The organism is Nonomuraea antri (genome assembly GCF_013283785.1).
In the GTDB taxonomy this organism is placed as follows: Bacteria; Actinomycetota; Actinomycetes; order Streptosporangiales; family Streptosporangiaceae; genus Nonomuraea; species Nonomuraea antri.
The window spans coordinates 22091-36138 of the sequence record NZ_JABCPZ010000030.1; the positions used below are offsets into that span (position 1 = coordinate 22091).

General features: G+C 68.0%; 12 protein-coding genes. 10 read left to right on the top strand and 2 right to left on the bottom strand.

The window, feature by feature from the left end; translation table 11 throughout:
* The first annotated feature begins 23 nt into the window (after nucleotides 1-23).
* The 6 genes from HII36_RS12815 (at nucleotide 24) to HII36_RS12840 (ending at nucleotide 3982) form a co-directional block, all read left to right on the top strand.
* Nucleotides 24-587, top strand: coding sequence for a single-stranded DNA-binding protein (locus HII36_RS12815; RefSeq protein WP_173523360.1), 564 nt, complete (start codon nucleotides 24-26; stop codon nucleotides 585-587).
* 62 nt (nucleotides 588-649) lie between these two features.
* Entirely contained in the window at nucleotides 650-886 is a 237-nt protein-coding gene (gene rpsR, locus HII36_RS12820) for a 30S ribosomal protein S18 (protein WP_020543048.1), read from the top strand.
* Nucleotides 887-901: 15 nt separating this feature from the next.
* On the top strand, nucleotides 902-1348 hold the full coding sequence (rplI, locus tag HII36_RS12825; protein WP_173523361.1) for a 50S ribosomal protein L9: 447 nt from the start codon (nucleotides 902-904) through the stop codon (nucleotides 1346-1348).
* A 153-nt stretch (nucleotides 1349-1501) separates the two neighbouring features.
* Nucleotides 1502-2365, top strand: a complete 864-nt coding sequence (locus HII36_RS12830; RefSeq protein ID WP_173523362.1) for an ABC transporter substrate-binding protein — start codon at nucleotides 1502-1504, stop codon at nucleotides 2363-2365.
* A 31-nt stretch (nucleotides 2366-2396) separates the two neighbouring features.
* Nucleotides 2397-3242, top strand: coding sequence for an amino acid ABC transporter permease (locus HII36_RS12835; protein ID WP_328807695.1), 846 nt, complete (start codon nucleotides 2397-2399; stop codon nucleotides 3240-3242).
* Nucleotides 3239-3982 carry an amino acid ABC transporter ATP-binding protein gene (locus HII36_RS12840; RefSeq protein ID WP_173523364.1) on the top strand — a complete coding sequence of 248 codons (744 nt, stop codon included), beginning with the start codon at nucleotides 3239-3241 and terminating at the stop codon, nucleotides 3980-3982. The genes HII36_RS12835 and HII36_RS12840 overlap by 4 nt, the downstream gene beginning before the upstream one ends.
* Here the strand turns inward: HII36_RS12840 and HII36_RS12845 are convergent.
* Nucleotides 3979-5454 (bottom strand): APC family permease, encoded by a 1476-nt coding sequence (locus HII36_RS12845; RefSeq protein ID WP_173523365.1) that lies wholly within the window; start codon nucleotides 5452-5454, stop codon nucleotides 3979-3981. The genes HII36_RS12840 and HII36_RS12845 overlap by 4 nt on opposite strands.
* Before the next feature lie 101 nt (nucleotides 5455-5555).
* Entirely contained in the window at nucleotides 5556-6857 is a 1302-nt protein-coding gene (locus tag HII36_RS12850; protein WP_173523366.1) for an MATE family efflux transporter, read from the bottom strand.
* Nucleotides 6858-7229: 372 nt separating this feature from the next.
* Here HII36_RS12850 and dnaB point away from each other — a divergent pair, with 372 nt between their 5' ends.
* From dnaB to HII36_RS12870, 4 genes are all read left to right on the top strand, one after another.
* Nucleotides 7230-9884, top strand: a complete 2655-nt coding sequence (dnaB, locus tag HII36_RS12855) for a replicative DNA helicase (RefSeq protein WP_236003440.1) — start codon at nucleotides 7230-7232, stop codon at nucleotides 9882-9884.
* 202 nt (nucleotides 9885-10086) lie between these two features.
* Entirely contained in the window at nucleotides 10087-10824 is a 738-nt protein-coding gene (locus HII36_RS12860) for a TnsA-like heteromeric transposase endonuclease subunit (RefSeq protein WP_217369449.1), read from the top strand.
* Nucleotides 10821-12917 (top strand): helix-turn-helix domain-containing protein, encoded by a 2097-nt coding sequence (locus HII36_RS12865; RefSeq protein ID WP_173523369.1) that lies wholly within the window; start codon nucleotides 10821-10823, stop codon nucleotides 12915-12917. Before HII36_RS12860 ends, HII36_RS12865 begins: the two co-directional genes overlap by 4 nt.
* A complete protein-coding gene (locus HII36_RS12870; RefSeq protein ID WP_217369450.1) occupies nucleotides 12914-14044 on the top strand; it encodes a TniB family NTP-binding protein in 1131 nt (376 codons plus the stop codon). Before HII36_RS12865 ends, HII36_RS12870 begins: the two co-directional genes overlap by 4 nt.
* Nucleotides 14045-14048 lie beyond the last annotated feature (4 nt).

Consider the following 14048-nt stretch of genomic DNA (forward strand, 5'->3'; position numbering starts at 1 on the left):
GTGCAGGAAGGCGAGCGCTAGCCATGGCAGCAGGCGACACCGTAATCACCATCGTCGGCAATCTGGTCGACGACCCGGAGCTGCGCTTCACCCCCACGGGTCAAGCGGTGGCTCGATTCCGCATCGCGTCCACTCCGCGGTTCATGGATCGCCAGACCAACGAGTGGAAGGATGGCGAAAGCCTCTTCCTGACCTGCAACGTGTGGCGGCAGGCGGCGGAGAACGCCGCCGAGAGCCTCCAGCGCGGCATGCGGGTCATCGTGCAGGGGCGGCTCAAGCAGCGGTCTTACGAGACCAAGGAAGGCGAGAAGCGCACGGTTTACGAGGTCGAGGTCGACGAGGTCGGCCCGTCTCTGCGTAACGCGACCGCCAAGGTCAACCGCACCTCCCGTCAGGGTGGCGGCGGTGGTGGCTTCGGCGGCGGTCCGGCCGACGACCCGTGGGCCTCGGCCTCGCCGGCCCCGCCCCAGGGCGGCGGCTTCGGTGGTGGCGGCGGTGGCGGCTACCAGGGTGGCGGCCAGCAGAGCGGCGGCGGCGGCGGTTTCGGCGGCGGCGGCAACGACTTCAGCGACGAACCGCCTTTCTAAATCCAGTTCACAAGCCCGAGTCCATTCCCGCTTGACGGCGGGGCTCTGAAAGGAGCACCACGATGGCTAAGCCGGCACTGCGCAAGCCCAAGAAGAAGGTTTGCCTGTTCTGCCACGACAAGATCTCCTACGTCGACTACAAGGACACGGCGCTGCTGCGGAAGTTCATCTCCGACCGCGGCAAGATCCGTGCGCGCCGGGTGACGGGCAACTGCACCCAGCACCAGCGCGACGTGGCGACCGCGATCAAGAACGCGCGTGAGGTGGCTCTGCTGCCTTACACGAGCACCGCGCGCTAAGGGAGGTTTGTCGACATGAAGCTCATCCTCACCAACGAGGTCTCCGGCCTCGGCGCCCCTGGCGACGTCGTCGAGGTCAAGGACGGCTACGGCCGTAACTACCTCATCCCGCGTGGCTACGCCATGCGCTGGACGCGCGGCGCGGAGAAGCAGATCGAGACCATTCGCAAGGCTCGTGACGCTCGCGAGATCCGCGACCTGGGCACCGCCAAGGAGGTCGCCGGCCAGCTCGGCGCCCTGCGCGTGCGCCTGGCCACGCGCGCCGGCGAGTCCGGCCGCCTGTTCGGCTCGATCACCACGGGCGACATCGCCGACGCGGTCAAGGCCGCCGGTGGCCCGCTGCTCGACCGCCGCCGCATCGAGATCGTCAACCCGATCAAGAGCGTCGGCTCGCACAAGATCAGCGTCAAGCTGCACCCCGAGGTGTCCGCTTCCGTGGACGTCGAGGTCGTCGCGGGCTGATCCCCTGCGCAACGAAGGCCCCTCACCGTTTCGGTGAGGGGCTTTTCGTTTCCCCGGGCCCTGAGCGAGTGAATGGGACGGGCGGTGACATATTCCCTATTCGGGCAGCGTAGAATGCCGTAGTTCTCTCGCACGTCCCCCTGGAGGCCCGCCATGGCCCGTCCGTCCCTCCTGCTCGCGCTGGGTGCCCTCGCGGCGGCCACCGTCGCGTGTGCGCCCGTCGACAACACGGCGACCACGACGGCAGCTCCCACCACGTCCACCTCGTGCACGAAGGAGCAGCTCAAGCTCGTCACCGCGGGCAAGCTGACGATCGGCACGGACAAGCCGGCCTTCTCGCCGTGGTTCAAGGACGACGACCCCACCAACGGGCAGGGGTTCGAGAGCGCCGTCGCCTACGCGGTGGCCGGTGAGCTCGGCTTCGACCGCAGCGAGGTGCAGTGGAGCACGGTCAAGTTCGACTCCGCCTTCGCGCCCGGGGCCAAGCAGTTCGACTTCGACGTCAACCAGGTCTCGATCACTCCCAAGCGCGCCGAGGCCGTCGACTTCAGCAAGGGCTACTACACGGTCAAGCAGGCCATCGTGGCCATCAAGGGCAACAAGTTCGCCTCGGCCAAGAGCCTGGCCGAGCTGAAGGACGCCAAGATCGGCGTGCAGGTGGGCACCACCTCGCTGGCCGCCGTCAAGGACGTCATCAAGCCCAGCGCCGAGCCGAACGTGTACAACGAGCAGATCGACGCCGTGAACGGCCTGAAGAACGAGCAGGTCGACGCGTTGGTGGTGGACCTGCCGACGGCGTTCTACGTAACGGCCGCCCAGGTCGACAACTCCGCGATCGTCGGCCAGTTCAGCTCCACCGGCGGCACGCCGGAGGAGTTCGGGCTGGTCATGGAGAAGGGCAGCGAGCTGAAGTCCTGCGTGGACAAGGCGATCGACACGCTGAAGACCCGGGGCGACCTGGCCAAGATCGAGCAGGAATGGCTCGGCTCGGCGGTGGGCGCGCCGGAGCTGAAGTGAGCATGCGCACCGAGTCCGGCGAGGTGCGGTGGTGAGCGAGACCGACTGGGTCAAGTCCGACCGGCAGCGGGAGCGCGAGCGCCTGCGCCGGTCGCAGGGCCGCCGCTCCGCGTCCGTCGCCACCACCTCGACGATCATCTTCCTGGTCCTGGTGGTGTGGCTGGTCACCAGCGCGCCGGGCTGGACGCGCGTGCGCGAGACGTTCCTCAGCTGGGAGCACTTCACCGAGGCGCTGCCCGACGTGCTCGACGGCTTCCTGCTCAACATCAAGATGTTCCTGATCGCCGAGCCGCTGATCCTGATCGTCGGCCTGCTGGTGGCGCTGGCCAGGGGCATCAAGACACCCGCGTTCTTCCCGATCAGGGCGCTGGCCACGCTCTACACCGACCTGTCGCGCGGCGTGCCGACGATCCTGGTCATCTACCTGGTCGGGTTCGGCCTGCCCGCGTTGCGGCTGCAGGGCGTCCCGGTGGACCTGGTGACGCTCGGCATCATCGGGCTGACGTTCTCCTACGGCGGGTACGTGGCGGAGGTGTTCCGCGCGGGCATCGAGTCGGTCCACCCCAGCCAGGTGGCGGCGGCCCGCTCGCTCGGCCTGAGCCACGCCAAGACCATGCGGTTCGTGGTGCTGCCGCAGGCCACGCGGCGGGTGGTGCCGCCGCTGCTGAACGACTTCATCTCGCTGCAGAAGGACACCGCGCTGGTGGCCACCATCGGGCCGATCGAGGCGCTCAGGGCGGCCCACATCCACACCGCCAGCTCGTTCAACTACACGCCCTACCTGGTGGCCGCGTTGCTGTTCATCCTGCTCACCGTGCCGATGGCCAGGTTCACCGACTACCTGGCCGCGCGTACCCGCAGGAGGCGAGGAGCATGAGCCTGCTGACCATCGACGGGGTGTGGAAGAACTTTCACGGCCACAGCGTGCTGCGCGGCATCGACCTGGAGGTCGGCAGGCACGAGGTGGTGTCGCTGATCGGCGCGTCCGGCTCGGGCAAGTCCACGCTGCTGCGCTGCGTCAACCTGCTGGAGACCGTCGACGACGGCACCATCCACCTGGACGGCGAGGAGATCACCGACCCCCGGGTGAACGTGGACGACGTGCGCAAGCGGCTCGGCATCGTGTTCCAGGCGTTCAACCTGTTCCCGCACATGAGCGTGCTGGACAACGTCACGCTCGCGCCGCGCCAGGTGCACAAGACGTCCAAGGAGCAGGCGGAGGAGGAGGCCCGGGAGCTGCTGGCCAGGTTCGGGCTGCGCGACAAGGCCGGCGCCTATCCCGACCAGCTCTCCGGCGGGCAGCAGCAGCGGGTGGCGATCATCCGGGCGCTGGCCACCAAGCCCATGCTCATGCTGCTGGACGAGGTCACCTCGGCGCTCGACCCCGAGCTGGTGCGCGAGGTGCTGGAGATCATCAGAGAGCTGAAGAACACCGGCATGACGATGATCCTCACCACGCACGAGATGAGCTTCTGCCGCGACATCTCGGACACGGTGTGCTTCCTCGACGGCGGCGTCCTGCTGGAGAAGGGGCCGCCGGAGAAGATCTTCAGCGATCCCGAGCATCCGCGTACCAGGGACTTCCTGCGTACCGTGCTGGAGTCGGGCCGGTTCTAACGGCGGTGGCGGCCGCCGCGGACGGGCTCGGCCTGGGGCCTGGGCTTGGCCAGCAGGCTGTTGCGGTGGCCGTACAGCAGGTAGACCAGCAGGCCGAAGGCCATCCACAGGGCGAACCAGGCCCAGGTGAGCACCCGCAGGTTCACCATCAGCCAGAGCGTGGCGACCAGCGACAGCGCCGGCAGCAGCGGTGACAGCGGCACCCGGAACCCGCGCTCCAGATGCGGCATGCGGCGGCGCATCACGATCACTCCGGCCGCGACGAACAGGAACGCGAACAGGGTCCCGATCACCACGAGCTCCTGCATGGTGAGCACGTTCACGAACTCGGCCAGCAGGATCGTGGTGCCGCCGATCACCAGCGTCACCAGCGAGGGCGTGTGGTACCTGCGGCTGACCGTGGCCAGCGCGCGCGGGATCAGCCCGTCGCGGGCCATCGAGAACAACACCCGCGTCTGGCCGACGATCAGCACCAGGATCACCGTCGTCAGACCGAGCACCGCGCCGAAGTCGATGACGTGCACCATCCAGTCGACGCCGGCCAGCCGGAACGCGCTCGACAGCGGCGCCCGCGACTCGATCTTGTTGTACGGCACCATGCCCACCATGACCAGGGCCACCGCGATGTAGATGACGGTCGCGATGACCAGGCTGCGGATCATGCCCTTCGGCACGGCCTTGGGCGCGTTGACGGTCTCCTCGGCCGAGGTGGCCACGATGTCGAAGCCGATGTAGGCGAACGCGATCGCCGAGGCCGCGGCGAAGATGCCGAACCAGCCGAAGACCTGGCTCTGCCCGACGAAGACGTCGAGCACGGTCGCGGGCGGGGTGGCCAGCGTCTCGGGCGCGACGAAGAAGTCGCCGAAGTTGGCCACGTCGACGTGCTGGACGCCGACGACGATCACCGCGCCGATGGCCACCAGCTTCGCGGTCACCATGATCCACAGGGCGCGCAGCCCGATCCGCGCGCCCGCGGCCACCACACCGGTGATCGCGACCAGGATCACCACCACCAGGATGTCGCCGATCAGCTCCTGGTCGGACAGGGTGACGCCGAAGTTCTTGATCGCGCCCACCGTGATGCCCGCCCACGCCCTGGCGACCACGGCCGCGGCGAGCTGCAGCTCCAGGATCAGCGCCCAGCCGATGATCCACGCCCACACCTCGCCGAAGATGACGTACGTGAAGGTGTAGGCGCTGCCGGAGGTCGGCATCGTGGAGGACAGCTCGGCGTAGCACAGGCACGCCAGCAGGCAGGCGATCCCCGCGATCATGAAGGACAGGATCACGCCGGGGCCGGCGGTGTTCGCGGCCTGGTCGCCGGCGATGGAGAAGATGCCGGCGCCGATCATCACGCCGAGACCCAGCACGACCAGGTCGGCCGGTCGGTAGAGCTCGGCCAGGCTGTGGCGGGCGCCCGTGCGTAAGCCGGTCGCCTCACCAGGTGGCAGTCGTCGCGTAATCGTGGACAAGACACACCCCGCTCAGGGAACTCGCCCACAATGTCTCACCACTTGGACAACAGCAAGCACGAGACGATTACATTGGCGTTCACCCCGGGATGTGGCGGTGTCTACGCTCCGGTAACCAGCCAGGCGGTTCCCGCGGCCCGGCGGGTGAGGGTGATCAGGCGCGCCGCCATCCACACGCCCAGCGCGCCCCACAGCGCAACGATCCCGAAGTCCGCCGCGACGAAGGCGGCCGGCAGGTACGCCAGCGTCGTCCACACCCCGGCCCACGCCAGGTACCGCTGGTCGCCGGCCCCGATCAGCACGCCGTCCAGGACGAACACCACCCCGCAGATCGGCTGGAACAGCGCCACCGGCCACAACACGGCCAGCAGCTCCGCGGTGACCAGCGCGTCCGCGTCGAACAGCCCGGGCACCAGCGGCCTGGCCACCACCACGAGTGCGCCGAGCACCACGCCCGACCACAGGCCCCACTGGACCATGCGCCTGGTCGCGGCCCTGGTTGCGGCCGTGTCGCCGGCGCCGAGCGAGCGTCCGGTGATGGCCTGGCCGGCGATCGCGATGGCGTCGAGCGCGAAGGCGAGCAGGGTCCAGACCTGGGTGGCGATGGCGTAGGCGGCCAGCTGGGGCTCGCCCATCCTGGTGGCGATCACGGTGGCCACGAGCAGCACGATACGCAGGCAGACCGTACGGATGAGCAGGGCGAAGCCGGCCGTGCCCGCCTGCCTGACGCCCGCCAGGTCGGGCCTGAGCGGCGTACCGAGCCGCCGGGCCCCCCGGACCACCGCGACCAGGTAGACGGCGGCTCCGAGCGTCTGAGCGGCCACCGTGCCCCACGCGGAGCCGGCGATGCCCCAGTCGAGCCCGAGCACGAACCAGGCGTTCAGCGCCGCGTTGAGCGCGAACGAGCCCACGGCCACGACCAGCGGGGTCACGGTGTCCTGCAGGCCGCGCAGCACGCCGGTGCCGGCCAGCACGACGAGCATGCCGGGCGCGCCGAGCAGGCTGATCCGCAGGTAGGTCACGGCCGCCTCGGTCTGTCCCGCGCTGGCCCCGAACAGCTCCACCACGGACGGCGCCAGCGGCCAGCAGATCACGATCAGCGCCAGGCCGATGCCCAGGGCCAGCCAGATGCCGTCCACCCCGTTGCGCATGGCCCGCTCGTGGTTGCCGGCCCCCGTCTGCCTGGCCACGGACGCGGTCGTACCGTAGGCGAGGAAGACGCAGAGGTTCACCAGGGTCGTCAGCACCGCCCCGGCCACGCCCAGGGCGCCCACCGCGGTGGTCCCGAGCCCGTGGCCGACGATCGCGTAGTCGGCGAGCAGGAACAGCGGTTCCGCGACCAGCGCGCCGAACGCGGGCACGGCGAGGCGCAGAATCTCCCTGTCCTGGCGCGTAATGAGCATTCGTCCATTATGCGCATTACGCCGCGTGTCGCGGTAACTTTCTTTCCTCCACAGTCGGTGGACACTGTTTTGCCTGGTCAGAGGCGGTTGGGTGGATAACAATGTGAGTTATCCCCAGGCTCGTCCACAGGCCGTTCACACCTTGGGCGCGCTCGTACACAGCTTGACCACAGCGTTGTCCACAGGTCGCGTTGCCGTTGCCTGCCGAACCCGCGAAACTGTCACACCGGTCGACTACAAGTGGGGGTGGTGCGACCGCCTGCGAGTGTTCGAGGGGGCGCGGTGAGCATTGACGACGAGGCCGGTGGCGGCCCTGGGTTCGAACGCACACCACCCAGCAACATCGAGGCGGAGCAGTCGGTGCTCGGCGGCATGCTGCTGTCGAAGGACGCCATCGCCGACGTGGTGGAGATCCTGCGTTCCGACGACTTCTACCGTCCCGCGCACCAGATGGTCTACGACGTCATCACCGACCTGTACGGCAGGGGCGAGCCCGCCGACGCGGTCACCGTCTTCGACGAACTGCAAAAACGCGGCGAGATGGCCCGGGTGGGCGGCGCCGCCTACCTCCACACGCTCACGGCGGTCGTGCCCACGGCGGCCAACGCCGGCTACTACGCCAAGATCGTCCGCGAGCAGGCCATCCTGCGCCGCCTCATCGAGGCCGGCACCCGCATCGTCTCCTTCGGCTACGGCGGCAACAACGAAGAGGTCGACGACCTCGTCGACCGCGCCCAGGCCGAGATCTACAAGGTCACCGAACGGCGCACCTCCGAGGACTACCGGCCGCTGTCGGAGATCATGCCGGGCGCACTCGACGAACTGGAGGCCATCGGCAGCCGCGGCGGCCAGATGGTCGGCGTCCCGACCGGCTTCCAGGACCTCGACCAGCTCACCAACGGCCTGCACCCCGGCCAGATGATCGTCGTGGCCGCCCGGCCCGCCATTGGCAAGGCACTGGCGCTCGACACGCCGCTGCCCACGCCGACCGGCTGGACCACGATGGGCGAGGTCCAGGTCGGCGACCGGCTCATGGGCGCCGACGGCAGGCCGACCAGAGTCGTCGCGGCCACCGAGATCATGTACGACCGGCCGTGTTTCGAGGTCGAGTTCAGCGACGGAACGGTGATCGTCGCCGACGCGCAACACCAGTGGCGCACCTCCACCCGCGCGTCGAGGAGGGCCGCGAAGGCCGGCTCGGCGCTCCACTGGCCGCAGGAGGCCGTCAGCCGGGTGGGCGAGGCCTACGCCGCCGCGCTGGCCGAGCCGAGCCGGCTCGTCACACACCGCCAGGCCCTCACGCTCGTGGGCGAGGAGTTCCGGCACGTCCTGCACACCGTGCAGCGGAACATCGGTTCTGTCGACAAGGTGCCCGTGCTCGTCGGCGGCCCGACCCGCAGCCATGTCTGGACCGCCCCCGCCTATCCCGCCGCGGAACTCCTCGGCGCCCTCTACGAACGCATCACCACGCCGAAGAACGCGGCCACCACCGCACGGCACAAGAGCGTGGTCACCACCGAGGAGATCGCCGCGACCCTGCGCTGCGCGAGCGCCGACGGGCGGGCCAACCACGCGGTCGAGGTGGCGTCGGCGTTCGAGCTCGACGAGCGCGACCTCCCGCTCGCGCCGTACGTCCTGGGGATCTGGCTGGGCGACGGCCACAGCGCCACCGCACGGTTCTCCACGACCGACCCCGAGGTCATCGCCGCGGTGGCGGCCGAGGGCATCGACGTCAAGCAGGTCGGATCTTCGATCGCCTACCAGATGACACTCCCCGCGCCCGCCCCCGCCTCCACGACGACGTGCCCGGACTGCGGCCGGCCGTCAGGCGCCAGGGCCCGCTGCGCCGCCTGCCACCGCGGGCACGGCAGCGTCCAGGGTCTGCTGCGCACGCTCGGCGTGCTGGAGAACAAGCACATCCCCGCGGCTTACCTGCGCGCCTCTCAGCGGCAACGCCGGGAGCTGCTGGCCGGGCTGCTCGACTCCGACGGATACGTGAGCAGCGCCGGCCAGATCCAGTTCGCGGTGACCGACCGGCGGCTGGCGTACGACGTGCACGAGCTCATCCTCAGCCTCGGCTACCAGGCCACCATGCGCACGAAGCCCGTCAAGGGCAGGTCGGAAGAGACCTCCACCTGCTACATGATCAATTTCACCACGCCCGACCCGGTCTTCCGCCTGCCGCGCAAGGCCGCCAGGCAGGTGGCGACGGCTCACCCGACCACGCTGGTCCGCTACATCGTCGACGTGCGCCCCATCGCCTCCCGTCCGGTTCGCTGCGTCGAGGTCGACAACGCCGACCACATGTACTTGGCCGGCCGGACGTGCGTGCCCACGCACAACAGCACGCTGGGTCTCGACTTCGCGCGGTCGGCCGCGATCAAGCACGGGATGACCACCGTCATCTTCTCCCTGGAAATGTCGCGCAACGAGATCACCATGCGTCTGCTCTCCGCCGAGGCACGCGTCGCGCTGCACGCCATGCGCTCCGGCATGATGGGCGACGACGACTGGACCAGGCTGGCCAGGCGCATGAGCGAGGTGGCCGAGGCGCCGCTGTTCATCGACGACTCGCCCAACATGTCGATGATGGAGATCAGGGCCAAGTGCCGTCGTCTCAAGCAGCGCAACGACCTGCGGTTCGTGGTCATCGACTACCTCCAGCTGATGAGCTCGCCGAAGAAGACCGAGAGCCGCCAGAACGAGGTCTCGGAGATCTCGCGTGCGATCAAGCTGCTGGCCAAGGAGCTCGAGGTGCCGGTCATCGCGATCTCGCAGCTCAACCGTGGTCCGGAACAGCGTACGGACAAGCGTCCCCAGGTGAGCGACCTGCGTGAATCCGGGTCGATCGAGCAGGACGCGGACATGGTGATCCTGCTGCATCGGGAGGACGCCTACGAGCGGGAGTCGCCCAGGGCGGGGGAGGCCGACCTGATCGTGGCCAAGCACCGTAACGGTCCCACGGCCACCGTCACCGTGGCGTTCCAGGGTCACTACAGCCGGTTCGTGGACATGGCCCAGCACTAGCGCCGGGTCTTTTGTAGGGTCCGCGCTTTGATGTCCCTTTCCGCGTCACCGTGTCCCATAGATGGCCCTTAGGACACCATTCGCGGACTCGCAGGTCTACAGGGTCGCACTATGTAGTGATGTTCTTGGCGTTTCTGGTGACGGTGGGGTCATTGGAACCCATGATGAGGGCACCTGCCAGGTCTCCATGAGGGGGGTCGAGGTGCTCTTGTCGGATGCTGATGTCGTAGGTACGGCCGAGGTTCGCGCAAAGTCGCCGAACGGGACCGCGGCGGTGTCGTGCCGGTTCATGGATGCGCCGGTGCAGGAGATGCTCGCGGCCGGGCCGTGGCGGACGTTCCGCTGGCACCATGGTCAGAAGCACTATTCGGGTGCTTTCTGGTCTGCTACCGAGGGCTCACATGTGATCTACGAGTCCCGGCTTGAGCTGGCGCGGCTTCTTTTTGCCGACTTCGACCGGTCGGTCTCTCGGATCGTGGCTCAGCCGTTTCTGATGACGGCCCAGGTGGAGGGCGCTGAGCGTCGACACATCCCCGATTTCCTGCTGATGACCGAGTCCGGTCCGCTGGTGGTAGATGTGAAGCCGGCACGGCGGTTGGCGCGTCCGGAGGTCGCGTTCACCTTCGCCTGGAGCAGGCAGGTGATCGAGTCGCGAGGCTGGGGTTTTGAAGTGTGGAGCGAGCCGGATCCGGTCGAGACCGAGAACATCCGGTTTCTCGCCGGATACCGCAGACCCTGGTTGTTCTCACCCGATCTCGTGGCCGCGTTGGAGGCAAGCCTGACGGACGGGGTGACGTTGCGAGAGGCCTTCGCAGCGGCGTCGAGCTTCGATCGGAGGCTGGTACGGGCGGCTGTCCTCCACCTGCTCTGGACCGGACAGTTCAGGGCTGATCTGAGTATCCGGCTATGCCCAGGCACCGTTCTCAGGAGGTCGTCATGAGCCATGGCACAGCGCGGCTCGGCATTGGGGCGCGCCCCGTCTACGACGGGGAGGCCGTCGAAGTCGTCGAATTCGCGGCTACCGGTGCGGGCAACGAGGTAGTGCTCAAGGACTGCAGGGGGCGGATGCTGCGAGTCTCGGTCAAAGACCTGTTGTTCTCCGCTCGGGCCACGGTTGTTCCCGAGGAGCCCGGAGCCTGCTCGGGGGATGTCGAAGATGTCGCCTCGGTGGTGCTCTCGCGGCTTGACCGTGCTGAACAGGAACGTGTGGCGGACCTGGTGGGACATGTTCGAGAGGTGCGGTTCGGCTACTGGTCGGGCAGTTCCGAGCTGCCAGCGCCCGGTGAGCCGAGACCTGAGTACGACCCCGGTTTGCCGAAGATGACCAGATATGCGGCCAAGGCGCGGGAGTTGGACGTCTCAGTACGCACCATCAAGCGGTGGATGGCCGCGGTTGAGGAACGAGGAGCGGCCGGGCTCGCGCCCCGCGCCCGCAGAACGACGCTGCTCGACCGTCTCGACCCGCGGTGGGTCGAGACGGCGCTGGAGGTGATGGTCGAGCACACCGACCAGTCCAAGCCGCAGCGCAACGAGGTGATCGAACGCACGCGGGCACGCCTGGTCGCAAGGTTCGGTGAGGGTGCGGTGGACATGCCCGGCCGGTCCAAGGCATATGAGGCGCTGGAAGCGCTGGAACGGCAGCACCCGACGTTCCGGCTGAGTACGAAGCGGAACCGGGACATCGCCGGACGGCCCCGGGAGGTGTTCGGGCGGCTGCGTCCGACCCGGCCGGGTGAGTACCTGCTGATGGACACCACCCGGCTGGACGTGTTCGCGCTGGATCCGGTGACTCTGCGGTGGATCAACTGCGAGCTGACCGTCGTGATGGATTGGTACACCCGCTGCATCGTGGGGATCCGGCTGACGCCGGTCTCCACCAAGGCGGTGGACGCGGCCGCGGCTCTCTTCCAGGCATACCGGCCATTGCTGGTCGCGGCGCACTGGCCGCCTGAGGCGGTCTGGCCCGAGCACGGCATCCCCCGTTCGGTGCTGATCGACCCGTCGGTGATTGATGGGCCGATGGTGAGGGCCGCTGGGCCGGCGCTGGTGCCCGAGACCGTAGTGATCGACCACGGGAAGATCTACGTCTCGGAACATCTGCGCAGCGTCTGCGCCCGGATGGGCATCTCCATCCAGCCGGTCCGGCTCCGGACAGGCCGGGACAAAGGTCCGGTCGAGCGGTTCTTCAAGACGTTGAGGGAAGGGCTGCTGCACGCCCTGCCCGGCTATAAGGGCCCAGACCTCTTCTCCCGAGGCGAGGCGCCTGAACGGGAGGCGTTCTACTACATCGACGAGTTGTTCGATCGGATCCGGCAATGGGTCGCGGCGACCTATCACCTCACGCCCCATTCGAGCCTGGTCGATCCGGCGGTCCCGGGGCTGCGCATGTCGCCTGCGCAGATGTTCGAGCACGGGATGGCCAGGGCCGGATACATCGAGGTTCCACGGGACAGATTCCTGGCGCTGGAGTTCTTGGAGACCAAGTGGCGCACCATCCAGCCCTACGGGGTCGAGATCGATGGTCGGCGCTACAACGGCCCTGGTCTCTACCTCGACGGGCGCCCGAGCCCGTATCTGGGCGGCAAGTGGCCGATCCAGGTCAACCCGGACGACATCGACCACGCCTACTTCCGTGATCTGGACCGGACCTGGCACCAGCTGGATTGGGAGCACGCGGCCAGCCGCAGTTTCCCGCTGAGCGAGGACGCTCTGGAGTACGGTCGCAAGCTCGCCGCGACGAAGCACCCATACCCGAACGACCGCCTGGCCGTGTCCGAACTGCTCGAGCGGTGGCAGTTGGGGCTGGGCATGACGCTGGCCGAGCGGCGCATCGCGCTGCGTGCCGCCCGAGAACAGATCGCGTTCACCGTCGAGTTGGACAAGCAGGCCCCGCGCGAGCTTGTGAGAGAGTCCGCCGACATTGGCGGGGACGACGACGCCGCGGATGCCGATGACTTCGAGGGCGGGGTGCTTGGCGAGGATGCCGAACTCGACGAGGAGTCCTTCTACGCCGATGCTCTGGAGGATCTGTGATTCCGTCTGAGGTCCAGGCACCGCTGGAGGATGATCCCGCGTGGCGGAGCCTGGCACTCGACGATCTGACCCTGACCAGGAAGGAAGGCTTCGCGGCGTTCGCTGAGGCGCCGGACTTCCCGCGCCCGCCGGACATAACCGCGCACGGCCTCAAGGCGATGAAGCCGGAGGCGAAGGCCGAGCACGATCTGTGGCGCCGCAGGTTCCTCGCCAATCTGCGTCCGATCAAGACGATCCAGGCAAGTCAGCTCGTCGAGGACCTGACTGACATCCTCGAAGCTGGCCTGGACCAGCCGAACTGGGAGGCCAAGGGGATGGCCGCCGTTGACGCGTTCCCCGGCCTGGGCAAGACCACGATCGGGCTGTCGTTCGCCAAGCGCGTCCACAACGACCTGATCCGCCAGCACGGCCGATTCACCGCGGCCGGGCACGAGCGGTGGCCGGTGATCCGGGTCGGAATGATGGGCGACACCACGATCAAGGACTTCAACTGGGCGATGCTGGAGTTCTTCGCCCACTCCGGGCGCAACAGCGGGACCGCGAACTCGTTCCTGTCCCGCGCCCTGGACTGCGCCCTGTCTTGCGAATCACGGCTCTTGCTAGTCGATGACCTTCAGTTCCTTCGGTTCCGGTCGATTCGTGGGACCGAGCTGGCCAACCAGTTCAAGACGATCGCCAACGAGTTCCCGCTGATGATCCTCTTCATCGGGTACGGCCTGGAGGACAAGGGCCTCTACGACGATCCGCAGCTCGAACGCCGTATTACCCCGCTCGCTCTGGATCCGTTCACGATCGACGACGACGCTGGACGCACGCCATGGCGAAACTTCCTGCTCTCTCTGGAACAGCGTCTGGTACTGGCCGACAAGCATCCAGGCATGCTCGCCGACGATCTGTCCGACCACCTCTACGCCCGCTGCAGCGGGCACATCGGCTCCCTGATGACGTTGATCAAACGAGGGTGCCTGCGGGCGATCCGAACCGGGGAAGAGCGTTTGACCCTCGAGCTGATGACCATGGTCAAGCTCGACCGGGCCGCACAAGAACGGCAGGCGCAGTGGGAGGCTCTGCTGGCCGCCGGCAAGAAGACCAGCAAGCCACAGCGGTCCACGAGGCGACGAGCGTGACCGC

Coding starts and splice junctions, on each gene's coding strand:
- rplI (WP_173523361.1), top strand. CDS start 902: ATGAAGCTCATCCTCACCAACGAGGTCTCCGGCCTCGGCGCCCCTGGC.
- HII36_RS12865 (WP_173523369.1), top strand. CDS start 10,821: ATGAGCCATGGCACAGCGCGGCTCGGCATTGGGGCGCGCCCCGTCTAC.
- HII36_RS12830 (WP_173523362.1), top strand. CDS start 1,502: ATGGCCCGTCCGTCCCTCCTGCTCGCGCTGGGTGCCCTCGCGGCGGCC.
- dnaB (WP_236003440.1), top strand. CDS start 7,230: ATGCTGCTGTCGAAGGACGCCATCGCCGACGTGGTGGAGATCCTGCGT.
- HII36_RS12840 (WP_173523364.1), top strand. CDS start 3,239: ATGAGCCTGCTGACCATCGACGGGGTGTGGAAGAACTTTCACGGCCAC.
- HII36_RS12815 (WP_173523360.1), top strand. CDS start 24: ATGGCAGCAGGCGACACCGTAATCACCATCGTCGGCAATCTGGTCGAC.
- HII36_RS12850 (WP_173523366.1), bottom strand. CDS start 6,857: ATGCTCATTACGCGCCAGGACAGGGAGATTCTGCGCCTCGCCGTGCCC.
- rpsR (WP_020543048.1), top strand. CDS start 650: ATGGCTAAGCCGGCACTGCGCAAGCCCAAGAAGAAGGTTTGCCTGTTC.